Source organism: Streptomyces antarcticus (genome assembly GCF_026627255.1).
Lineage (GTDB): Bacteria > Actinomycetota > Actinomycetes > Streptomycetales > Streptomycetaceae > Streptomyces > Streptomyces antarcticus.
On record NZ_JAPNLM010000006.1, the window covers coordinates 65,781 to 86,923 of the forward strand.

The following is a 21,143-nucleotide window of genomic DNA, read 5'->3' on the forward strand; positions in this document are numbered from 1 at the left end:
AGGGGGAGAGTGAGGTCGACACAGCACTCAACTCTACGGGGCGTGGCACACTGCACCGATGCGACGCCTGTTCCCTGTGACCGATCAGACACCGGCCCCACCCGGGGATCCGGCCGACCGCGCATGGTCGCTGGATGAGCTGGCGGAGGCGTACGCGTACCCCTCCCTCGGCGCCGGGGAGCACTGGCTCCGGGCCAACATGGTGTCCACCCTGGACGGGGCCGCCCAGCACGACGGCCGCTCGCAGCCGATCTCCGGCGAGACCGACATGCGGATCTTCGGCACCCTGCGGGCGCTGGCCGATGTCGTGGTCGTCGGTGCTGAAACGGTTCGCCAGGAGGGGTACCGGCCGGCCCGGGCGCGGGACGCCTTCGCCGCCCGCCGCGAGGCCGCCGGGCAGGGGCCCGCCCCCGCGATCGCGGTGGTCACGGCGAGCCTGGACCTCGACTTCAGCCTGCCGCTCTTCACCTCGCCCCTGGTGGCGACCCTGGTGGTCACCGGGGCCGCAGCGCCCGCCGACCGCGTCGCCGAGGCGGTCAGGGCCGGCGCCGAGGTCGTGGTGGCGGGCGACGGGGCGGGCGTGGACCCGGCGCGTGCGGTGCGCGAGCTGGCCGGGCGGGGGCTGCGCCGCCAGCTCACCGAGGGCGGACCCCGGCTGCTCGGGCAGTTCGTGGCCGCCGACGCGCTGGACGAGCTGTGCCTGACGATCTCGCCGATGCTCACCGCCGGGGACGCCCAGCGGATCTCCGGAGGGCCGGCGGTCGCGGTTCCGCACCGGCTGGCCCCCGCCTGCGTACTGGAGGAGGCCGGGTTCCTCTTCACGAGCTACCGTCGGATCTGACAAGGGGTGGAATTTATCGTTCCGCTTAGCTTCCGCTGGGCATATACCTGCGCAAGCCCCGTGCCACAGCGGGGCAGGATGGTTTCCGCAGGGGCCGGCCAGCCAGCCGGCCTCGGCCCATGAAGGAGAGGGCGTCCGTGTTCACGAGCGTATTGATGATCGAGCAGCCGCTGACCACGGTGGACGTGGAGTTCGTCACCACCCTGCACGGAGACGACGCGGTGTCCTTCGTCGTCCTCATGCGGCCCCGGGGCGATCAGGACCGACTGCTGCGCGCCATCGACGACGTAGCGCTCGGTGAGCTCCCCGAGGCCATTCACGAGGGCGACGAGCCCGAGGGCGCCGCCGCCCGGGGTCCCGCCGCACACGCCCTCGCGCACTCCCTGAACGCCCTGCGCAGCAAGGGCGCCAAGGCCACCGGGCAGATCATCGGGCAGCACCCGCTCGACCGGCTGAAGGCCGTCGTGGAGGAGACCGGGGCCGACGAGGTGATCGTCCTGACCGCCCCGCACTTCGTGGAGGAGTTCTTCCACCGGGACTGGGCCTCCCGCGCCCGCCACAAGGTGGGCGTTCCGGTGCTCAAGCTCTTCGCCCACAACGAATAGGCTGGGCCCGCGCCCCGCAGCGCGCCCGTGGACGCGGTCGCGGACGCGGGCGCGCACCCCGTAGGACAAGCACCATCGATACCTGGAGCGACCTGAATGAAGCCCGGCCTGCCGACCGCCATGGAACGGCCCCACTTCATCGGCATCGGCGGGGCCGGCATGTCCGGCATCGCGAAGATCCTCGCCCAGCGGGGCGCCCAGGTCGCCGGCAGCGACTCGCGCGACTCGGAGACGGCCCAGGCGCTGCGCGCGCACGGGGCCGTGGTCCACATCGGGCACGCCGCCGGCCACCTCGCCGACGACTCCACCTGCGTGGTCGTCTCCAGCGCCATCCGCGCCGACAACCCCGAGCTGGCCCGCGCCGCCGAGCTCGGCATCCCCGTGGTGCACCGCTCCGACGCCCTGGCGGGTCTGATGGACGGCCTGCGCCCGATCGCCGTCGCCGGTACGCACGGCAAGACGACCACCACCTCGATGCTGGCGGTCTCCCTGTCGGCCCTGGGCCTGGACCCCTCGTACGCCATCGGCGGCGACCTGGACGCCCCCGGCTCCAACGCCCACCACGGCGAGGGCGACATCTTCGTCGCCGAGGCGGACGAGAGCGACCGTAGTTTCCACAAGTACACCCCGCAGGTCGCGATCATCCTCAACGCCGAGCTCGACCACCACGCGAACTACGCGTCGGTGGAGGAGATCTACGAGTCGTTCGAGACCTTCGTCTCCAAGGTCGTGCCCGGCGGCACCCTCGTCGTCGCCCACGGCCAGGCCGGCGCCGCCGAGATCGCCCGCCGGGTCCGCGGCAACAAAGGCCTGAACGTCGTCACCTACGGCGAGGAGCCCGAGGCCGACGTCCGGATCACCAAGATCACCCCGCGCGGCCTGGCCAGCGAGGTCACCGTCGTCGTCGGCGGCCGGATGCTCACCTTCACCGTCTCCGTCCCCGGCCGCCACTACGCGCACAACGCCGTCGCCGCCCTCGCGGCCGGCGTCGCCCTCGGCATCCCGGCGCACAACCTGGCCTCCGCCCTCGGCAAGTACACCGGGGTCAAGCGCCGCCTCCAGCTCAAGGGCGAGGCCGCCGGCGTCCAGGTCATCGACTCCTACGCGCACCACCCCACCGAGATGACCGCCGACCTGGAGGCCATCCGCGGCGCCGCCGGGGACGCCCGCATCCTGGTCGTCTTCCAGCCCCACCTCTTCTCCCGCACGCAGGAACTGGGCAAGGAGATGGGGCAGGCCCTCGCGCTGGCCGACGCCTCCGTGGTCCTCGACATCTACCCGGCCCGCGAGGACCCGATCCCGGGGGTCACCAGCGAACTGATCATCGCGGCCGCCCGGGCCGCGGGCGCCGACGTCACCGCCGAGCACTCCAAGGAGGCCGTCGCCGACGTCATCGCGGGAATGGCCAAGCCCGGCGATCTCGTTCTCACCATGGGCGCGGGCGACGTCACGGATCTGGGACCCCGGATCCTGGAAACGATCGCCCGGCTGTCGAACTGAGGGAGCGGGAACGTCATGGCGTACGAGGTCGAGAAGACGGACGAGCAGTGGCAGGCGGAGCTGACCCCGTCCGAGTACCAGGTGCTGCGCCTCGCCGGCACCGAGCCCGCCTTCCGCGGTGAGTACACGGACACCAAGACGGAAGGCGTCTATTCCTGCCGCGGCTGCGGCTCCGAGCTGTTCCGCTCGACGGAGAAGTTCGAGTCGCACTGCGGCTGGCCGTCCTTCTTCGACCCGAAGGACACCGACGCGGTCGAGCTGGTCCACGACCGGTCGCACGGCATGGCCCGCACCGAGGTCCTCTGCGCGAAGTGCGGCTCCCACCTGGGCCACGTCTTCGAGGGCGAGGGCTACCCGACCCCCACCGACCAGCGGTACTGCATCAACTCCATCTCCCTGCGGCTGACCCCGGACTCCGACGAGGGCTGACCGGCGCGGCCGCCGTAGACGACAGCGCCCCCCGAGAGGCCTTGAGCCCCGGCCACCGATGGTCTCCGGGGCTCTCGTGCCGCTAAGTGGTCTGCGCCCGAAGTCCTTCGGGGGTTGATCAGGCCGCCAGGGCGATGGAGGATTCTTCCTGTCGGTCGAGTGTGTGTCGGTCGAGCCTGGCCAGCAGATCGTCCAGGTTGGAGGTGGTGAACTTCCACTGGAACGGCTGTGCTGTGGCGTTGTAGCGGTCTTCGAATGCTCGGAGCCGGTCTCGGACCTGGTCGAGGTTCGTGAAGTCATTGGGTGCCACGACTTTGACGTTGGACGACGGAGAAGAAGATCTCCACCTGGTTCACCCAGGAGGCGTGGACGGGTGTGTGGATCATAACGGCGTTGGGAAACGCCTTGGTCAGCCGGTCGATGGCCTTCTTCCCGCGGTGGGAGGAACCGTTGTCAACGATCCAGAAGACGCGTCTCGCGCTGGCGTAGGGCTCTTGGGTCATGACCTGGGTGACCAGCTTCATGAACGGGTCGATGCCGGTGGTGGGCTCGCAGCGCCCCATGACGTGGGCGCGGTGTACGTCGTAGGCGGCCAGGTAGGCCAGTGCGCCGCCGCGTCGGTACTCGTGGTTGACCCGCATGGCCCGGGCCTGGCCGGGGGCCAGGGTGGGGTGGCAGCGGCAGCGGGCCTGTATGGAGGTCTTCTCGTCGCTGGAGACCACGTACTCGTCCTCGCCCAGTGAGACGCCCTCGAAGGTGCGGGCGTACAGGTCCATGATGCGGGCGCCCTTGGTCCGGAAGTCCGGGTCGCGGATGAAGATCCAGGACCGGTACTGCCAGGGCTTGATCGCGTCGTGCTTGAGCCACCGCCGCACGGTGGAGGCGGAGATCGAGCCAGCGATCGGCGGGCGACGACCTCACGCGCCTCCGGGCACGACCAGCGCGACAGCGGGGTCCCGGTCTCGGCGGGCAGTTGGCAGGCCAGCGCCTTGACCTCGGCGACCTGCACGGGAGTGAACGAGGGCGGCCGACCGGACCGCTTGCGGTCGGCCAGGGCGGGCAGGCCGCCGTCGGCGAAGCGGACCCGCCAGGTGCGCACGGTGTCCAGGTGCACCCACCGTCTCGCGGGCGATGCGAGCGTTGCCGCGCCCTCGAGCGGCGCGCAGCACGATCTGCGCCCGCATCCGGTCCTGGTGCGCAGTCTTGTGACCGTGGGCCGCCTTCTTCAGCCGGTGCCGCTCGGCGGCGGTCAGGGAGATCGGGCGGGCGGCGGCAACGGGCATGACGGGCAGGCCGATCAGCAAGAAGGGAATCACCCGCGGCAGCAGCCCGCATCATCCGTTCTCAGGCTGGTCGGGCAGGATGGCTGTCATGTCCAGCACGCCGCCCAATCCACCAGCGACTCGCCCGCCCAGCCCCTGGCCGGCCATGCCCACATGGCCTGGCCGCAGCTGACGGACCTGCACATCCTCTGCCGCGGCGCCTCCTGTCAGCGGGCGTCCTCAGCACCTTCAGCTGCGGAGGAGGGCGAGCTCGTTATCGCTGCGCGTGGCGTCTCCGGCGGCGGGGACCGAGAGGCCAGTGTGCTTGAAGCCAACCTTGCCGTACATCGCTTCCGCTCGGGCATTGTCCTCGTGCACGAAGAGCCGGACGCGTTCGACCTGCGGCTCGGTCAGTGACCAAGACCACTCCAGGGCGGCTTGGAAGAGTTCCTCCGCGAGCCCGGTGCCGCGCGCCTCGGGCCGGACGAAGACGCCCACGATGTGCGTCTGCGACACCTCGGGGACGTCGTCGAAGAAGCTCTCGACGCCGGGCAGTTCGACGAGCACGGAGACCGTGCCGAGCCAGCGCCCGTCCGCGGCCTCCGCGACGAACTGCTGGGCGGTCGTGCCCTCGACGGATCCGGCGGCACGGTCCTGCCAGAAGCCGTCGGGCCGGGCGGTGGCCTGCTCGTGGGTCTCGTGGAAGGCGAGATGCGCGACCGGATCCCGCAGCGCGTCCAGCCGCAGCGCCTTGATCTTGGTCCAGTCTTCGTGTCGTACGGCCCTGATGGTGTGCTTCATCTGCCGATCCTCGCATCGGCCCTGGTGCTAATCGCAACTGAATTCCCATCGACCCCGTGCTCCGGAGTCAACCCCCGAAGGGCTTCGGTCGCAGACCACTAAGCGACTTGTGAGCCTGGGCGTTTGAAGACCTGGTGGCCGTGCCAGAGGACGGACTTCGGGTCGATGGTGGGGCGGCCGGGCCTGGGTGTTGCCACCGGGCGGCCGTGGAGGGCGTCGATGGTCTGTCCTGACGGGCTGCGGGCCACGTACAGCTGGGAGACCTGGATGCGCAGGTCGGGCAGGAGCCCCAGCACTCCGAGGTCGAAGAGGGTGTGGTGGAGGGAGCACAGGGCCAGCCCGTTGTTCACCTCGTCCGGGCCGCCCTGGCTGTGCCAGCGCACGTGGGCGGCCTCCAGACCTACGGGATTCCTGCCCAGCGCCCCGTCGAACCCGCAGAAGGCACAGGCGTACGCGTACGCCTGGAGCACTTCCTCCGCGAAGCCGGCCCGCCGTGCGCGCCGCTTCCGCTGAGCCGGCCCGTACGCCGCCTCGTCGAGCGCTGTCAGGTCCAGCCCGACTGCGTCGCGCACCGGCGCCTCCAGCATGGCGGTGAAGTGCTGCTCCAGCAGGAGCCGGGCCACGTCCGCCAGCGTGCCCGAGTCGGCGAGCAGCGCCTCCACTTCGGGGCGCAGCCGCCCGTTGGCGCCGCGTGCTCGCAGCCAGCTGCCTCGCTCCGGGGCGTCCAGGCCGATGGCCTGGCCGGCGCTGTCGCGTGGGTCCCACAGCGCGCGTTCCAGGTGTACGAAGGGCATCGCGGCGCGCTCGCGCGCCCGGGTGCGGCTCGTCACGGCAGGGCCGAAGTCGTTGATCAGTCGGCTGACGGGCTCTTCTGCTTCGTCGTATGCGACCGCGGTGCTGCCCGAGGCGGCGAAGCGACCCAGGAGCCAGAGCACCAGCAGAGGCTTGTGCGGGGCGCGCCGCCCCGCTATCTGTGCCCGGCGCAGCCCGGACAGCGTGCTCATCAGTTCATCTCGTATCACGGGATCCGTACACTCCGGTGGCATCGGTCGCGGCAAGGCCACTGAAGGCCCAGTCCTTGGGGCACAACGAGGCGAGCCTATGAGACTTCCGTTTACGGCTTCTCCGGCGAGCGATGCCGAGTCGACGCAATGGTGAGGGCACCACCTCACCCTGCCACCGCGCACGGGGGACCTCCACCGGTAGACCGGAGGTCACCCCACGAGGCGCGGTCTTCCCGCCTTGGTGTCGAGGACGTCGCGGTTGGGTTCCGATCAGGTCTCTCGCCTGCGGTGATCCGCAGCCGGTAGCACGCTTTGGTCGCGGAAGACACCTATCCACTTCCTCGGTGTGGCTGGTTATGATCGGCACCCCCAGCCGTCCCCCCGCCGTCCCCCGCTCCCGAGGTCCGATGTCTCCGATAGAACCCGTAGGCGTACGAGGGCAGTCGACGACCCGTCGGCGGCGCACCGTGCGCCTGCGCACCCTGCTCATCTGGCTGGCAGTGCTCCCCACCGTGGCGATGGGCACTCAAGTGACGGTGACCGCCGGGCGGTTGCTGGCGAAGTCGGAACACCTGCGGGCCGATATCGCGGCCGCCGAGCGGATCGGCGTACCGCTCTACACGGTCATGGTCGACATGCAGGCCGAGCGGACGTCGACCGCCGCGCTGTGGGCGGGCACCGCCGGGGCCGAGGACGAGCTGCGGAACCGGCGGGAGGCCACGGACCGGGCCGCGGCCGAGTTCCGTCGGCTGGCGGGCGATTCGGGGGCGTCCTTCGAGGAAGTGAACCGGCGGCTCGACGGCCTGGCCGCGTACCGCCAGCGCGCGGATGCCCGCACCGGCGGCGCCGACGGCACGCTTGCCTACTACACCGGGGTGATCGGCGCGGTCATCCAGGCGTACCAGCAGGAGTTCAGCCACGCCGAGGACGCCGAACTCGTCCAGGAGAGCCGGCCCGTGGTGTCCATGCTCTCGGCCACCGAGATGGTGGCGCGCGAGGACGCGCTCCTGGCCTTGGCCGGGCCGTCCAGGGAACTGAACGCCGCCGGCTTCGACCAGTTCATCAGTGCCGTGGGAGCCCACCGGTACCTGTACGAGACATGGGTCGTGCCCTATCTGTCCGAGGGGGACCGGCGGTTCTACGAGCGGATCGTCGCCTCCCCGGACTGGCAGAGGAAGATCCGTATCGAGAACGCGGTCGTCTCCGAGCACACGGACGTCGCATCCGGCATCAAGCTGCCCGCCGAGGTCGGGGGCTGGCGGTCCGCGCACGAGAACTACTCGGTGCAGATGGCCACGCTCAACGTCGACCGGGCGCGGAGCGTGCTCACGCGCGGCGAGGCCAAGGCCGCGGAGCTGGAGAGCGAGGTCGCGTGGCTGATCGGGGGGAGCGGTGGCGGGCTGCTGGTCGTCGTGGTCGTCGTCGTGTTCACCACGCGATCGCTGCTCCGCCGTCTGCACGACCTGCATGAACGCACGGTGACCGTCGCCGAGGAAACCCTCCCCGACGTCGTCGCCCGGCTCCAGCGCGGGCAGTCCGTCGACGCCGAGGTCCTGCCGATGGTGCGCGGAGACCGGGACGAGGTCGGACGCATCAGCGACGCGTTCGCCCGGGCCGTCGCCGTATCCGTCGACGGACACCGGCAGCTCGCGGCCGAGCGTCACGGGTTCGGTCTGTTCGCCACGGGCATCGCCTCGCGCACCGGAAACCTGGTCAGCCGCCAGCTGAGCCTCACCGAGGACCTCCAGGACACCTTCGGCCACGACGAAGCGCTGCTCGCCCAGTTGATGCGGGCCGACCAGCTGACCGTGGGCATGCGGCGGCAGATCGAGAACCTTCTGATCCTGGCGGGCGGCGAGGTCCCCGACCCGCACACCGAGCCCATGCGCATCGCCGACCTGCTGCGCGAGGCCGCCGCGGAGGTCGAGGACTTCCGGCGCATCGAGCGGCAGGCCCTGGACGAGACCAGCGTGGAAGCGCGCGTGATCAGCCAGATCAGCCACCTGCTCGCGGAGCTGCTGGACAACGCCACCCGGTTCTCCCCGCCGCGGTCGAAGGTGGTCATCCGCGCCGAAATGGTCGCGGACGGGCTGTCGGTGGAGATCGAGGACCGTGGGCCGCGGGTGACCCCGGAGCGGTACGAGGAGATGAACGGGCGCCTGCACCAGGCCCCGCCCTACTCCGTCCTGGCGCAAAATGCGCACCGGCTCGGGCTCTTCGTGGTCGGTCACCTCGCCGACCAGCTCCAGGCGACGGTCACCCTGCGCCGTTCGGTGTACGGAGGGACCTCCGCCGTGGTGATCCTCCCCAGGGAACTGCTGGTGGCGACCGAAGGAGAAGCACCGCGCGAGCCCGCGCCCGCGGCGCCGTCCGCCGCCGCCCCGGCGCCGCGCCTTCCCGAGGAGCGCAAGCACGAGCTGGTCCTGCACACAGGCGCCGGGCTGCCGAGCCGCCGTACGACGTTGCCTGCGCCTGCGCCTGCGCCTGCGCCTGCGCCCGGGGCCGCGGTCCGGCCGGCCCCGGCGGACGGCCCCACGAGGCCGGCCCTCCCCGAGCGCGTCCCGCAGACCCATATCGCCGAGCAGCTACGCGCGCCCAGCGCACCGGAAACGGCCGTCCGGCAGGACACCGCGACTCCCGAAGAGGTGGCCGACGCCTGGGCGGACTACGAACACGGGACCCAGACAGTGGAAGAAGAGCTCCGACGGGATCAGCCATGACTACCTCCTCATCGAACGACATGATCTACAGCGTCCTGGACAACAACCTGAGCAGGATCGCCGGCATCCAGGGAGCGGTGCTCCTGTCCAACGACGGCATCAAACTCAGCGCCTACCTGCTGGACCAGCCCCAGGCCGAGCGCATGGCGGCCGCGGCCTCCGGCATCGCGGCCACGATGAAGGCGATATCCCGAGAGGTCGACGGTGGCCGCGTCATTCGCCAGTTGGTCGAGATGGACGACAGGTACCTCTGCATCGTCGGGTGCGGTGAGGGCAGCACGCTCATCGTGGTGACCTCCCGCAAGGCGCGGCTCGGGGAGCTGGGCGGCGAGGCCGTACGGACCGCCCAGGCGCTCGGCGAGTGGCTGGGCACCCCGGAGCGCGCCCAGGTGCCGACCGCGTAATGCCGGAGGACGAGCCCCAGCCTGCAAGGCGCCGCCGGACGCGGCTGTACGCCCTGACCGACGGACGTACAGCCGATCCGCACACCGTCCTCACCATGGACACCACGATCACGGCGGCCGTGGCCGAGGACGCCCACGCCGGTCTGCCCACCGAGTGGCAGGAGATCCTCGCCATGTGCACGGCGCCGGGCGGCCGGGCGGTCGCCGAGATAGCGGCGCGTATGCACGTCCGCCTCACCCCGATGACGCTGCTCCTCGGCGAACTCGCCGACCGCGGGCTGATCCACCCCCGGCCGCCCCTGGCGGGCGCCGAGACCACCAACGTCCACCTGCTCATGAGAATCAGGGACAACCTTGCCCGGATATGACACGCCCGCCCCTCAGGAATCGGCCCCGGTCAAAATCCTCATCGCCGGTGGATTCGGAGTCGGCAAGACGACCCTGGTGGAGACGATCTCCGAGATCGAGCCGCTCCGTACGGAGGAGCGGCTGACGGCCGCGGGTGTCGGCGTCGACGACCTCGACGGCATCGAGTCCAAGACGGTCACCACCGTGGCGATGGACTTCGGCCGGATCACCCTCACCGACGCCGGAGTCGTCCTCTACCTGTTCGGCACACCGGGCCAGGAACGTTTCTGGTTCATGTGGGACGACCTGCTGGCCGGGGCACTCGGGGCGATCGTGCTGGTCGACACGCGACGCCTCGATCGCAGCTTCCCGGCCGTCGACTTCTTCGAGAGCCGCGGGCTGCCGTTCGTGGTCGGCGCGAACTGCTTCCACGGCGAGCAGCCGTACACCGCGGAGGAGATCGCAGCGGCCCTGCACCTGAGCGATCCGAACACCCCCGTGCTCATGCTCGACGCCCGCTCCCGCCAGGACGTCCGCGCCTGCCTGCTCTCGCTCCTCGACCAGCTCATCGCCAACGCGGGGGCCGCGGCGACCGTCTGAAGCGGTCGAGCCGGCTGAACGGCCTGCAACCCGGGGTAACGGCAGGCGCCCTTGACGATTGCTGCGTGCAGAGGTGCAGAGGTGCAGAGGTGCAGAGTTCGGCCGCGCCGATGCGTGGGACGACAGCGGGGTCGGCCAGAGTGCACCGCCCGTACAACCACTCGGTGTGAGGAGGCGCGAGGAGAAGCGTGCATCGACAATGGTGCGCGGCTGGCCGTCCTTCTTCGACCCGAAGGACACCGACGCGGTCGAGCTGGTCCACGACCGGTCGCACGGCATGGCCCGCACCGAGGTCCTCTGCGCGAAGTGCGGCTCCCACCTCGGCCACGTCTTCGAGGGCGAGGGCTACCCGACCCCCACCGACCAGCGGTACTGCATCAACTCGATCTCCCTGCGGCTCACCCCCGCGGAGAGCTGAGGTAATCCGCTCAGATCGGCGCACGGGCCGGATGAGTACCCCGCTCCGCACCCGCCGCTCCGAAGTGGCTTCGCCCCGGGGGCTGTTGCACGGCGGGTGGCTGTGCCTACGGTCTTCGCCAGGCGCGCGGGTTCCCCGGGCAGGTCCGTGCGCTGCTCCGGGCCGTGCTGTCCGTTCCCCCGGGCGGGTCCGTCCGTTCCCTCGGGGCCGTGCCGTCCGTTCCTCCGAGCGGGTCCGTCCGTTCCTCCCCGCAGGGCCGTCCGTTCTCCCGTTGTACGGCCCGGCGTCAGCCGGGGATCGCCGTCCGGTCCCCCCGGGCCGCTGTCCTTGGGGCGCCCCTCGACTCCCCCCTCACCCCCAGAGGTCGTCACACCATGGCAGAAGTCAACCGCCGCAGGTTCCTCCAGATCGCCGGAGGCACCGCCGCCGTCGCGATGCTGAACGAGAGCATCGCGCGGGCCGCCGCCATCCCGGCGCAGGGTGCCACCGGGACGATCCAGGACGTCGAGCACGTCGTCGTCCTCATGCAGGAGAACCGGTCCTTCGACCAGTACTTCGGGTCGATGAAGGGCGTACGGGGCTTCGGCGACCCGCGGCCGGTCCTCCAGGACAACGGCAAGTCCGTCTTCCACCAGTCCAACGGGACGAAGGACATCCTCCCCTTCAACCCGCAGGTCGACGACCTGGGCATGCGGTTCGTCGAGGGCCTCAACCACGACTGGGCCGGCGGCCACCAGGCCTACAACAACGGCAAGTACGACAAGTGGGTGCCGGCGAAGACCGCCACCACGATGTCGCACATGACCCGCGACGACATCCCGTTCCACTACGCGCTCGCCGACGCCTTCACCGTCTGCGACGCCTACCACTGCTCCTTCATCGGTGCCACCGACCCCAATCGCTACTACATGTGGACCGGGCACACGGGCAACGACGGCACCGGCGGCGGTCCGGTCCTCGGCAACCAGGAGGCCGGCTACGGCTGGAAGACCTACCCCGAGCGCCTGGAGTCCGCCGGGGTGTCCTGGAAGGTCTACCAGGACGTCGGCGACGGCCTGAACGCCGCCGGCCACTGGGGATGGATCAGCGACGCCTTCCGCGGCAACTACGGGGACAACTCGCTGCTCTACTTCAACTCCTACCGGAACGCCCAGCCGGGCAGCGCCCTCTACGAGAAGGCGCGTACCGGCACCAACGTCAAGGCGGGCGACGGGTACTTCGACAAGCTGCGCGCGGACGTGGTGGGCGGCACCCTGCCCCAGGTCTCCTGGATCGCGGCCCCGGAGGCGTTCAGCGAGCACCCGAACTGGCCGACGAACTTCGGTGCCTGGTACATCGCGCAGGTCCTCGACGCGCTGACGGCGAACCCGGACGTGTGGGCGAAGACGGCCTTCTTCATCACCTACGACGAGAACGACGGCTTCTTCGACCACGTCGTCCCGCCGTACCCGCCGGCCTCCGCGGCCTGGGGCCTGTCCACGGCCGACGTGACCCGCGACCTGTACGCCGGGGGCGGCGGATACGCGGCCGGGACCTACGGTCTCGGCCCGCGCGTCCCGATGATCGTCGTCTCCCCGTGGAGCAAGGGCGGTTACGTCTGCTCGGAGACCTTCGACCACACCTCGGTGATCCGTTTCATGGAGAAGCGCTTCGGCGTCAAGGAGCCCCAGATCTCCCCGTGGCGGCGCGCGGTCTGCGGCGACCTCACCTCCGCCTTCGACTTCACCCGCTCCGACGCCTCCCCGGCCGCGCTCCCCCCGACGGACGGCTACCTCCCGCCCGACCACGACACCCACCCGTCGTACCACCCCGTGCCGCCGGCGACGGGCACCCTGCCCAAGCAGGAGGCGGGCTCCAAGCCGACCCGCCCGCTCGGCTACAGCCCCTACGTGGACGGCAGGGCCACCGTGTCCACCGGCAAGTTCACGCTGACCTTCGCCGCCGGTTCCGTCCTGGGCGCCCACTTCCACAGCACCTCGGGCAACCGTACGGACGGGCCTTGGCCGTACACGGTCGAGGCCGGCAAGACCCTCTCGGACACGTGGAGCACCAGCGCCTCCACCGGCAACCAGGTCAACCTCACCGTCTGGGGCCCGAACGGCTTCCTGCGCACCTGGAAGGGCCCGGCGAAGAAGGCCGGCCCCGAGGTGACGGCCCGGCACGCGGACGCCACCGGCAACCTGGTGCTCACCCTCGCGAACTCCGCCGCGGCGCCAGTCCACCTCACCGTGACCAACTCCTACGGCGGCGCCGCCCAGACCTTCAAGGTCAACCCGGGCGCCACCGTCTCCCACACGGTCGACCTGCGCGCCACCGGCCGCTGGTACGACGTCAAGGTGGTCTCCGACGCCGACGCCACCTTCCTGCGGCGTTTCGCGGGCCACGTGGAGACGGGCGCGCCGGGCGTCTCCGACCCGGCGCTCAAGACCGTCTGACCCGGTCCGCCGTCCGCCCGCCCGCAGCCCCCGCCGCTCCGGTACCGCGAGGTCGCCGGGGCGGCGGCGGTTCCGCGGTGTGACGGCAGATCCGGTGGGCAGTACGTACGGCGTCGGCATCTCCACCCCGTCACCGAGGGAGAACGCATGGCCATCGCCCACCGCAGGATCGGCACCGGACCCGTCCGCGTCATAGTGCTGCACGACTGGTTCGGCACCTGCGCCACCTGGGGATCCGTACTGGACCACCTGGACCCGGAGGGGTTCTCGTACGTCTTCCTCGACTACCGGGGCTACGGCGACCGCCGGGACGTGGCCGGGCGCTACAGCCTCCCCGAGATCGCCGACGACGTCCTCGAACTCGCCGACCAGCTGGGCTGGGACACCTTCTCGCTCCTCGGGCACTCCATGGGGGGCAAGGCCGCGCAGCAGGTGCTCGTACGGGCCCCCGAGCGCATCGAGAAGCTCATCGGGACCGCCCCGGTTCCGGCCGCGCCCTACGCGATGGACGACGCGACCCACGCCCTCTTCCACGGCGCCGCCGAGGACCCCGGCAAGCGCCGGGCCATCCTGGACCTGGTCACCGGACACCGGGCGAGCCGCCACTGGCTGGAGCGGATGGTCGCCCACTCGCTGGCCGCGTCCCGGCCCGAGGCCTTCGCGGGCTACCTCGCGAGCTGGCAGCCGCTCGACCTGTCCCCGGCCGTCAAGGGCAACACCGTGCCGGTGCTCGTCCTGGTCGGGGAGTACGACCTCGCGCTGACCGCCGAGGTCATGCGGGGCACCTGGCAGGCCTGGTACCCGAACTGCCGCGTCCGGACCCTGCCGGGCACCGGCCACTACCCGCCGCAGGAGACCCCGGTGGCCTTCGCCACGGCGGTCGAGGCCTTCCTCGTGAGCTAGTGCAGTGCTGCGACCGGGCAGATCCGCACCGGACACCACGACCCGGCAACCCCTTCCGGTCACAGCACCAGGGGGTGTCGTCCGGCGGACCCCGGTGGGGGACGGGGTCCGAGCGGTCGACACCGCTCAGCGCATGCGGTGGGCGCGGCGGCGGCGCAGGAGGATGCCGGCGGCCGCGCCGGTCAGCGCGGTGACCGCGACGCCGGCCGTGGTCCACCACAGGGCCGGACCGGAGGCGGCGGGCTCGGCCGCGGCCGACGCGCTCGCGCCGCTCTGGGGCGAGGAGGCGGCCGGGGAGGCGGCCGCCGTGGGCGTCGCGGCCGCGGTACCGGTGGCCGTCGTGCCGGTGGCCGCGGTACCGGCGGAGGGGGCACCGGCGGACGGCGCGGGCGCCGGGTCCACGACGGGGACGCCGACTTCGAGCTCACCGTGGCCGAGGGCGGGGAAGCCCACGTCGACGCTGACCTTCCAGGTGCCGGGCGGCAGGGCCTCGGCCGTGGTCCAGCCCGCCGGAGGGGCGAGCGGGTCCCGGATCAGCCGCCAGGGTCCGAGCGTGCGGGTGCCGTCGACGCTGACCGCGTTCACGGTGGCGGCGACGGCCTCGTCGACGGCGTCCCCGTCGTTCTCCCAGGTGACGGCGGCGGTGACCCGGCCCTCGCGCTGGCCGGTGACCACCACCTTGACGGTGTCGCCGTGGGCCAGTGCGGGCGCGGGGGCCAGGAGGAGGAGGCCGAGGGCGGCCACGAGGGCCGGGAAGACGGATCTGGTTCGCATCGTTGCGGTGCTCCGGGTGGGGTGAGGGTCGGTGGACGGCCGCGCGGAGCGGCCGTCCACCGAGGGGCGGGTACCGGCGGGGGCCGGGCGGGCGCCGGGCCCCGGAGGGGCCGTCGCGCCCGCCCGGCCCGGCCGTCGGATCGACCGGTCAGTCCGTCAGGTCAGCCGGTCGGTCCGTCGGCCGGTCTGGCCGTCGGTCCGTCGGTCCGGCCGGGCAGGGCCGTCGGCCGGGCTCGGGTCAAGGGGCATCGGTCGCGCCTCCGGTCGGTCCGTCGGTACAGGTGGGCGGGCGGGCGGTCAGGTGGGCGGGTCAGGTGGGCGGTCGGTCAGGCGGGCCGTCAGCCGGCCTTCTGGACGGTCCAGAGCTGCGCCGCGCCGCCGTCCGCGCGCTGGAGGTCGAGCAGCCAGCTGCCGTAGTACGGGCGGCGGCTCACGGTGAGGGCGAAGCCGCCCCCGGGGTCCGTGACCGTCACCGCGCCGCCGCGGGACGTCAGCCGCCAGGCCTGTGCCGCGTCGGTGCCGCAGGGCCGCTGCGCCACCCACATGCCGGCGGACGGGGTCCCGCCGGGCTGGAGGCACTTGCCGGACGCCGCGGACCGGATGCGGACCTGGCCGCCGCCCGCGTCGTCGAAGTACCACTGCTGCTGCGCGTACCCGTTGGCACGTGAGCCGACGAGCACGGTGCCGTCCGCGGTACGGCCGCCCCACAGTTCGGCGGCCATACCGGTGCTGCCGTTGCCGAGGGTGTAGCGGCTGCCGGGGGTGGTGGCGCCGCCGCCCGCCTTCGGGGTCTTGAAGGAGGCCGCCTTGCCCGGGCCGCTGTCCCGGCCGGAGCCGTCGCGCACGGACACGGTCACCTTGTACGTGGTGTCGGGCTTGAGGCTGTGGATGCGCAGGACCTGGGACTGCACCCAGGTGAGGTGCTTGCCGTTGATCAGGACCTGGTACCAGGCGGCGCCCTCGACCTTGGGCCAGCTCACCACGACCGAGGTGGACTGGACCTGGGCGGCCGTCACGGCCGGTCCGCCGCCCGGCTTCTTGGTCGGGGTCGGCGAGGGCTTCTTCGTCGGGCTCGGGGTCGGGCTCGGGTTCGGACCGGGGTCGGTGCCGCCTCCGCCGCCGCCCCTGGCCTTCATCAGGAACTGGTTGTCGGCGATGTTCCAGTGCGTGGACAGGTAGCTGCCTGCCTTGGGACTGGTGTGGAAGTAGTCGTCGTGGTTGCAGTCCAGGATGTTCTCGGCGGCCTGGTTGGTGCAGACGTTGCGCATCTTCGGGTAGTTCGGCGAGTCCGAGTAGCACATGACGTCGAACTCGTCGGTGCAGTGGGCGCCGAGGCTCGTGTTCGGCGCGCTGTTGTTCACCGCGCCCAGGTTGTGGCCGAGTTCGTGCGCCGCCGTGTGCCCGCCCCAGCACCCGGAGTCCGTACGCCCGTAGGACGGGCCGAAGTTGCTCTGGTTGTTCTGGCCGGGACGCTCGTCGCCGGCGAAGGTGCCGATCCCGCAGTAGACCTGCGTGTCGGCGAAGATCATGTACTTGCGGTCCCGGCGGTCCAGGCCCTTGCCGGCGAGCGCCGCGTTGGTGGCGCTGAACTCGGCCAGTGCCGAGTCGGGGAGCTCGATGTTGAGCACCGTCGGCGTGCAGTCCGCGTTCGTCACGTAGCGGATGTGGCGTACGCCGCCGGTCTCCTGGGCGCTCGCCGAGTAGATGAGGTCGGCGTCGGCCGCCCACTTGCGGAACGAGGCGGCGTACTCGGAGAACCGGTCCCGGCCGGGGCCGTGGACGTACACGACCTGGACGCGGTTGCCGGAGCTGCCGTCGCCCTCGCACTGGACGGTCTGGCCCGCGGGTCCGGCGGCGACGGCGCGTTCGCCGGCCGAGGGGGCGGCGGCGGGCGGGGGCGCCGAGTCCTTGGTGGCGCCCGCGTCGGCGGCGGGCGCGTCCTGAGGACGCCCGCCGTCCTGCGTGGCGGCCGGGTCCTCGGTCGACGGGCGGGACGGATCGGCGGCCGCCGCCGTGGTGGCGACGGCCGGCGGTATCTCCTTCTTGATGTCGACACCCTTGGGCGGGGCATCGGGTCCGTGGGTGCACAGTCCGGCGTCGGTGCGGTAGACGCCGACGCACCGGTCGCCCTTCGGAGCGGCCTTGAGGCCGTCGTAGACCATCCCGCGCGCGTTCTCGTTGGCGGGGGCGGCCGGGATCGGGTCCGGCTCCTGGTCCCGGGCCGCCGCGGCGGCCGGTACGACCGTCTCCGCGTCGGCCCCCGAGGCCTGCGCGGGGGCCGCGGCCTGGGCGCCGTCGCCGATTCCGGAATAGGCGATGCCCGCCGCGATCACGGCCGCTGTGGCCGTGGCGGCGGTCAGGAGGATCAACCGCCGGGGTCTGCGCCGGTGTTCCCGCCGTCTGCGTCCTGTCATGCGCACCTCAAATGGTGATCGGAGTGACTGGGTCCGCGGAAGCCTGCCAGACGCACGCTCCGGAGAATTCGGACAAAGGGGAGCGTGACCCGAGAAATCATTCCGTTACCTGTCGGTCTGATTTGACGAACACTCAATTTGCTTTAAGGGCAGATGAGTTGGGGTAATCGGGCTTTAATGGTCCAGGCCTTTATTGGAGCGTTGTTATCGAATCGAAATAATCAAGTGAGGCTTATTGACTGGAATTCAGTCAGGGATTCACCTAATTACTACCTGCCGAATTCCCTCCGTCACGACCCGTGAGGAACCGGCCGGACATCGCGGGCGATCCGCGGCAGACAGGACGATCACCGGTCCGCCCGGTCTCCGGCCGGACGGCTTCCGCTTCGGCGTGACGCTTCGGCGATGTGGACGGCGTTGCGGACTGGGGTGCCGACGGAAGTGTCGATGGAAGTGCGACGGAAACGCAGACGGTCCCGTCACGGCGGCCGGTGATCCGGTCGGCCGGGGGAGGGGCGGGCGGAGCGTGGCCCCGGACGCGCAAAAACCCCTGGCGGGTACGAGGAGGACCTCGTACCCGCCAGGGGATCAACAGGGTGAGTGACGGGACTTGAACCCGCGGCCACCTGGACCACAACCAGGTGCTCTACCAACTGAGCTACACCCACCACGAAGGGTGGCGGACCACCCGTTCGATGTGCATGCACAGCATAGCCGATCAGCGGGGTGGTTCCGCGACGCCTTATTCCGCCTCCGGAGCCCCCGAAGCGGCGTGTGCGACCGCCGCCGCGGCGAGGGCGCGCACGATCGGGTGCGGCCGGGTGCCGTCCCCGTACAGCTCCGGCTGGAAGAGCGTCGCGAGGAAGAAGGGGTGCCCCGGCAGCTCCGCGATGCGCGCCTGCCCCTCCTCGTCGCGGCCCGACAGCCGCAGCCCGTGCGCGGTGAGCACCTCCAGGTGCCGGGTCACCGGCCCGTAGTTGCAGCTGTAGCGCTCCATCGACCGCTCCGCGCCGAGTGCCGACTCGGCCAGCGACCCGGGCTCCGCCCGTACGAGCCCCTCGTGCCCGGCGAGCGAGCAGGCGAGCGGCGCGATCAGCGGGTCGGCCGCGTCCGGGTCGTTCTCGGCGTGCGCCGCTCCGGACAGGCCGCACACGGAGCGGGCGTACTCCAGCAGGGTGTGCTGGAAGCCGCCGCAGGTCCCCAGAAAGGGGATGCCCGCCTCCCGCGCCACCCGGATCGCGGCGAGCGCCCCGGCCTCGCTGGCGTACGGGCTGCCCGGCGGGACCCACACGGCGTCGAAGCGGGCCAGCGCCCCCGAGGCGGCCTCGGCCACGGCGTCACCGGTGGGGATCCAGTACGCGTCGAGGACGAGCCCGTCGCGCGCGGCCAGGGAGTCCAGGAGCACCGGGATGCGGGTGTGGGCGGTCACGTGCGGCGAACGGTCGCCGACGAGGGCGAGCCGGGCGGCGCGTGCGGGGGCGGGGGCGGGGGCGGGGACGGCGAGGGTGGCGGTGGGGGCGCCGGCCGGTGTGGTGGTCATGTGGATCATCCTGCGAGATCCGCCCACTTCAGCGCCAACGATTGTTCTTGCTCTTTCGATAAGCAACGCTGATGACCATGGAACCGCACCTGCTCCGCACCTTCGTCGCCGTGGCCCGACTGGGCTCCTTCTCCGGCGCTGCCCGGGAGCTCGGCTACACCCAGTCCGCCGTGTCCCAGCACATCGCCGCGCTGGAGGCGGACCTGCGGACCGAGCTCCTCACCCGCCGGCCCGTCGCGCCGACGGCGGCCGGGGAACGGCTGCTGGAGCACGCCGGGCCGCTGCTGCTGCGCCTCGACGCCGCCCGGGCCGACGTCCTGCGGCTGGCCGCCGCCCCGCCCGGCCGCGTCACCCTCGCCGCCTCCCCGCTCGCCGTCGGGCCGGCGCTGCTCGCGGCCCTGCCCGTCACCGGCGTCACCCTGCGGGTACTGCCCCCGGACCAGGTGCCCGCCGCCGTTGCCACCGGGGGCTGCGACCTCGGCCTCGTCGACGGGCTCGCCGCCCCCAGCGACCCGCTGCGGCTGCCCGACGTGGCCCCGCTCACGGTGACCGGAGTCGGCGAGGAGACGCTGGCCGTGCTGTTCCCCGCCGGGCACCCCCTCGCCGCGCGGGCCTCCGTCCGGCTGGACGACCTCACCGACGCCCGCTGGCTCGACGCCCCCGGCGTGGGGCTGCCGCTCACCGCCGCCCGCGGCGCCCTGCGCTACGACGGCACCGACCTGCTGGCCCTGTGCGCCCTCGCAGCCGCCGGGCACGGCCTCGTGCTGCTGCCCCGCCGGGTCGCCGAAGCCGCCGGCGCGGGGGTCGCCGTACCCCTGGCCGCCCCGCGCCTGGTGCACCGTACGGAACTGCTCTCGCCCGGCACTCCGACCGGCGCGGCCGCCGCGCTCGCCGCCCGGCTCGCGGCAGGATCGCCGTATGACTCCCGACCCCACGCACGCGACGCCTGACCCCGCGCCCGCCGAACCCGCCCCCTTCACGGCGGCGGACTACGCCGCCCGGATGGCCGCGGCCGCGCGGACCGCGGCCGAAGCGGGCCTGGCCGGCCTGCTGATCGCCCCCGGGCCCGACCTCACCCACCTCACCGGCTACCGCCCCACCGCCGAGACCGAGCGGCTGACCGTACTGGTCCTGGCCGCCGGGCGGGAGCCGGTGCTCGTCGTACCGGCGCTGGAGGCCCCCGACGCGGAGAAGGCCCCCGGCGCCCCCGCGCTGACCCTGCGGGACTGGGCCGACGGCAAGGACCCGTACGCGGCGACCGCACCGCTGCTGGACGCCGCCGGGCGCTTCGGCGTGAGCGACAACACCTGGGCCCTGCACCTCCTCGGCCTCCAGCGGGAGCTCCCCACCAGCTCGTACGCGTCCCTCACCGACGCGCTCCCCATGCTCCGCGCGGTGAAGGACGAACGGGAGCTGGAACGCCTCGCCGCGGCGGGAGCCGCCGCCGACGCCGCGTACGCGCAGATCCTCCACCTCCCCTTCGCCGACCGGCGGGAGACCGACGTCGCCGCCGACCTGGCCGGCCTGCTGCGCGCGCACGGCCACTCCCAGGTCGACTTCACGGTGGTCGGCTCCGGCCCCAACGGCGCCAACCCGCACCACGAGGCCGGGGACCGCGTCATCCGCCGCGGCGACATGGTCGTCCTGGACTTCGGCGGACTGCGCCACGGCTACGGCTCCGACATCTCCCGCACCGTCCACGTCGGGGAGCCCACCGCCGAGGAGCAGAGGGTCCACGACATCGTCCGCGAGGCCCAGCAGGCCGGGTTCGCGGCGGTCCGGCCGGGCGCCGCCTGCCAGGACGTGGACCGGGCGGCCCGCGCGGTCATCACCGAGTTCGGGTACGGGGACCGCTTCATCCACCGCACCGGCCACGGCATCGGCGTCACCACCCACGAGCCGCCGTACATGGTCGAGGGCGAGGAGCGGCCGCTGGTCCCGGGCATGTGCTTCTCCGTGGAGCCCGGCGTCTACCTGCCCGGCCGCTTCGGCGTCCGCATTGAGGACATCGTGACGGTCACCCGGGACGGCGGGCGCCGCCTGAACAACGCCCCGCGTGAACTGGCCGTCGTCGACTAGCGGGCCGGAGGTGGCCCGCCGGGCGTTGCGGCGGGCGTTCCGCCAGGGCGTTCCGGCGGGCGTCGG

The 21,143-nt window shown here is 72.2% G+C and carries 19 protein-coding genes, 1 tRNA gene and 2 pseudogenes; 13 read left to right on the top strand and 9 right to left on the bottom strand.

Features of this window, described 5'->3' with window-relative positions:
• The first annotated feature begins 58 nt into the window (after positions 1 to 58).
• The 4 genes from OTB16_RS11910 to msrB all read left to right on the top strand — a co-directional run bounded on the left by OTB16_RS11910 (position 59) and on the right by msrB (position 3,375).
• Positions 59 to 841, top strand: a complete 783-nt coding sequence (locus OTB16_RS11910) for a pyrimidine reductase family protein (protein WP_267720076.1) — start codon at positions 59 to 61, stop codon at positions 839 to 841.
• Between the two features lie 137 nt (positions 842 to 978).
• A complete protein-coding gene (locus OTB16_RS11915) occupies positions 979 to 1,446 on the top strand; it encodes an indole-3-glycerol phosphate synthase (protein WP_267720077.1) in 468 nt (155 codons plus the stop codon).
• A gap of 96 nt (positions 1,447 to 1,542) precedes the next feature.
• Positions 1,543 to 2,946, top strand: coding sequence for a UDP-N-acetylmuramate--L-alanine ligase (murC, locus tag OTB16_RS11920; protein WP_267720078.1), 1,404 nt, complete (start codon positions 1,543 to 1,545; stop codon positions 2,944 to 2,946).
• Between the two features lie 15 nt (positions 2,947 to 2,961).
• Positions 2,962 to 3,375, top strand: a complete 414-nt coding sequence (gene msrB, locus OTB16_RS11925; protein WP_267720079.1) for a peptide-methionine (R)-S-oxide reductase MsrB — start codon at positions 2,962 to 2,964, stop codon at positions 3,373 to 3,375.
• A gap of 118 nt (positions 3,376 to 3,493) precedes the next feature.
• Here the strand turns inward: msrB and OTB16_RS11930 are convergent, their stop codons facing one another.
• The 5 genes and pseudogenes from OTB16_RS11930 to OTB16_RS11950 all read right to left on the bottom strand — a co-directional run bounded on the left by OTB16_RS11930 (position 3,494) and on the right by OTB16_RS11950 (position 6,460).
• Complete coding sequence (locus OTB16_RS11930) at positions 3,494 to 3,685, bottom strand: hypothetical protein (RefSeq protein WP_267720080.1); 192 nt, start codon at positions 3,683 to 3,685, stop codon at positions 3,494 to 3,496.
• Positions 3,672 to 4,250, bottom strand: coding sequence for a transposase (locus OTB16_RS11935; protein ID WP_267720081.1), 579 nt, complete (start codon positions 4,248 to 4,250; stop codon positions 3,672 to 3,674). Before OTB16_RS11935 ends, OTB16_RS11930 begins: the two co-directional genes overlap by 14 nt.
• A 41-nt stretch (positions 4,251 to 4,291) precedes the next feature.
• Positions 4,292 to 4,489: pseudogene (locus tag OTB16_RS11940) on the bottom strand (helix-turn-helix domain-containing protein); the annotation flags it as partial.
• A 397-nt stretch (positions 4,490 to 4,886) separates the two neighbouring features.
• On the bottom strand, positions 4,887 to 5,438 hold the full coding sequence (locus tag OTB16_RS11945) for a GNAT family N-acetyltransferase (RefSeq protein WP_267720082.1): 552 nt from the start codon (positions 5,436 to 5,438) through the stop codon (positions 4,887 to 4,889).
• 98 nt (positions 5,439 to 5,536) lie between these two features.
• Positions 5,537 to 6,460, bottom strand: a complete 924-nt coding sequence (locus OTB16_RS11950; RefSeq protein ID WP_420717679.1) for a phosphorothioated DNA-binding restriction endonuclease — start codon at positions 6,458 to 6,460, stop codon at positions 5,537 to 5,539.
• Positions 6,461 to 6,849: 389 nt separating this feature from the next.
• Between OTB16_RS11950 and OTB16_RS11955 the strand changes: the two genes are divergently transcribed.
• The 7 genes and pseudogenes from OTB16_RS11955 (at position 6,850) to OTB16_RS11985 (ending at position 14,270) form a co-directional block, all read left to right on the top strand.
• A complete protein-coding gene (locus tag OTB16_RS11955) occupies positions 6,850 to 9,162 on the top strand; it encodes a sensor histidine kinase (protein ID WP_267720084.1) in 2,313 nt (770 codons plus the stop codon).
• On the top strand, positions 9,159 to 9,566 hold the full coding sequence (locus tag OTB16_RS11960) for a roadblock/LC7 domain-containing protein (protein WP_267720085.1): 408 nt from the start codon (positions 9,159 to 9,161) through the stop codon (positions 9,564 to 9,566). The genes OTB16_RS11955 and OTB16_RS11960 overlap by 4 nt, the downstream gene beginning before the upstream one ends.
• Positions 9,566 to 9,934, top strand: a complete 369-nt coding sequence (locus OTB16_RS11965) for a DUF742 domain-containing protein (RefSeq protein WP_267720086.1) — start codon at positions 9,566 to 9,568, stop codon at positions 9,932 to 9,934. The genes OTB16_RS11960 and OTB16_RS11965 overlap by 1 nt, the downstream gene beginning before the upstream one ends.
• On the top strand, positions 9,921 to 10,514 hold the full coding sequence (locus tag OTB16_RS11970) for a GTP-binding protein (RefSeq protein ID WP_267720087.1): 594 nt from the start codon (positions 9,921 to 9,923) through the stop codon (positions 10,512 to 10,514). Before OTB16_RS11965 ends, OTB16_RS11970 begins: the two co-directional genes overlap by 14 nt.
• A 208-nt stretch (positions 10,515 to 10,722) precedes the next feature.
• A pseudogene (locus OTB16_RS11975) lies at positions 10,723 to 10,932 on the top strand (peptide-methionine (R)-S-oxide reductase); the annotation flags it as partial.
• A gap of 374 nt (positions 10,933 to 11,306) precedes the next feature.
• Positions 11,307 to 13,367 carry a phosphocholine-specific phospholipase C gene (locus tag OTB16_RS11980; protein WP_267720088.1) on the top strand — a complete coding sequence of 687 codons (2,061 nt, stop codon included), beginning with the start codon at positions 11,307 to 11,309 and terminating at the stop codon, positions 13,365 to 13,367.
• Positions 13,368 to 13,514: 147 nt separating this feature from the next.
• Positions 13,515 to 14,270 (top strand): alpha/beta fold hydrolase, encoded by a 756-nt coding sequence (locus OTB16_RS11985; protein WP_267720089.1) that lies wholly within the window; start codon positions 13,515 to 13,517, stop codon positions 14,268 to 14,270.
• 126 nt (positions 14,271 to 14,396) lie between these two features.
• On the opposite strand, the gene OTB16_RS11990 is transcribed toward OTB16_RS11985, so the two are convergent.
• The 4 genes from OTB16_RS11990 to OTB16_RS12005 all read right to left on the bottom strand — a co-directional run bounded on the left by OTB16_RS11990 (position 14,397) and on the right by OTB16_RS12005 (position 18,998).
• Positions 14,397 to 15,044, bottom strand: coding sequence for a hypothetical protein (locus tag OTB16_RS11990; RefSeq protein WP_267720090.1), 648 nt, complete (start codon positions 15,042 to 15,044; stop codon positions 14,397 to 14,399).
• 338 nt (positions 15,045 to 15,382) lie between these two features.
• Entirely contained in the window at positions 15,383 to 17,413 is a 2,031-nt protein-coding gene (locus OTB16_RS11995; protein WP_267720091.1) for an RICIN domain-containing protein, read from the bottom strand.
• 640 nt (positions 17,414 to 18,053) lie between these two features.
• Positions 18,054 to 18,126 (bottom strand) — tRNA-His (locus tag OTB16_RS12000).
• 74 nt (positions 18,127 to 18,200) lie between these two features.
• Positions 18,201 to 18,998, bottom strand: coding sequence for a CTP synthase C-terminal region-related (seleno)protein (locus OTB16_RS12005; RefSeq protein ID WP_267720092.1), 798 nt, complete (start codon positions 18,996 to 18,998; stop codon positions 18,201 to 18,203).
• A 77-nt stretch (positions 18,999 to 19,075) separates the two neighbouring features.
• On the opposite strand from OTB16_RS12005, the gene OTB16_RS12010 reads away from it, so the two are divergent.
• Both OTB16_RS12010 and OTB16_RS12015 read left to right on the top strand, forming a co-directional pair.
• Positions 19,076 to 19,948: a LysR family transcriptional regulator gene (locus OTB16_RS12010; protein WP_267720255.1), complete on the top strand. Its 873-nt coding sequence runs from the start codon at positions 19,076 to 19,078 to the stop codon at positions 19,946 to 19,948.
• Positions 19,917 to 21,077 carry an aminopeptidase P family protein gene (locus OTB16_RS12015; protein WP_267720093.1) on the top strand — a complete coding sequence of 387 codons (1,161 nt, stop codon included), beginning with the start codon at positions 19,917 to 19,919 and terminating at the stop codon, positions 21,075 to 21,077. Before OTB16_RS12010 ends, OTB16_RS12015 begins: the two co-directional genes overlap by 32 nt.
• Positions 21,078 to 21,143 lie beyond the last annotated feature (66 nt).

Excerpts from the sequence above, each read along its gene's own strand:
- OTB16_RS12015 (WP_267720093.1), top strand. The coding sequence starts at position 19,917 with ATGACTCCCGACCCCACGCACGCGACGCCTGACCCCGCGCCCGCCGAA.
- OTB16_RS11955 (WP_267720084.1), top strand. The coding sequence starts at position 6,850 with ATGTCTCCGATAGAACCCGTAGGCGTACGAGGGCAGTCGACGACCCGT.
- OTB16_RS11960 (WP_267720085.1), top strand. The coding sequence starts at position 9,159 with ATGACTACCTCCTCATCGAACGACATGATCTACAGCGTCCTGGACAAC.
- OTB16_RS11965 (WP_267720086.1), top strand. The coding sequence starts at position 9,566 with ATGCCGGAGGACGAGCCCCAGCCTGCAAGGCGCCGCCGGACGCGGCTG.
- OTB16_RS12010 (WP_267720255.1), top strand. The coding sequence starts at position 19,076 with ATGGAACCGCACCTGCTCCGCACCTTCGTCGCCGTGGCCCGACTGGGC.
- OTB16_RS11945 (WP_267720082.1), bottom strand. The coding sequence starts at position 5,438 with ATGAAGCACACCATCAGGGCCGTACGACACGAAGACTGGACCAAGATC.
- murC (WP_267720078.1), top strand. The coding sequence starts at position 1,543 with ATGAAGCCCGGCCTGCCGACCGCCATGGAACGGCCCCACTTCATCGGC.
- msrB (WP_267720079.1), top strand. The coding sequence starts at position 2,962 with ATGGCGTACGAGGTCGAGAAGACGGACGAGCAGTGGCAGGCGGAGCTG.
- OTB16_RS11980 (WP_267720088.1), top strand. The coding sequence starts at position 11,307 with ATGGCAGAAGTCAACCGCCGCAGGTTCCTCCAGATCGCCGGAGGCACC.
- OTB16_RS11990 (WP_267720090.1), bottom strand. The coding sequence starts at position 15,044 with ATGCGAACCAGATCCGTCTTCCCGGCCCTCGTGGCCGCCCTCGGCCTC.
- OTB16_RS11985 (WP_267720089.1), top strand. The coding sequence starts at position 13,515 with ATGGCCATCGCCCACCGCAGGATCGGCACCGGACCCGTCCGCGTCATA.
- OTB16_RS12005 (WP_267720092.1), bottom strand. The coding sequence starts at position 18,998 with ATGACCACCACACCGGCCGGCGCCCCCACCGCCACCCTCGCCGTCCCC.
- OTB16_RS11910 (WP_267720076.1), top strand. The coding sequence starts at position 59 with ATGCGACGCCTGTTCCCTGTGACCGATCAGACACCGGCCCCACCCGGG.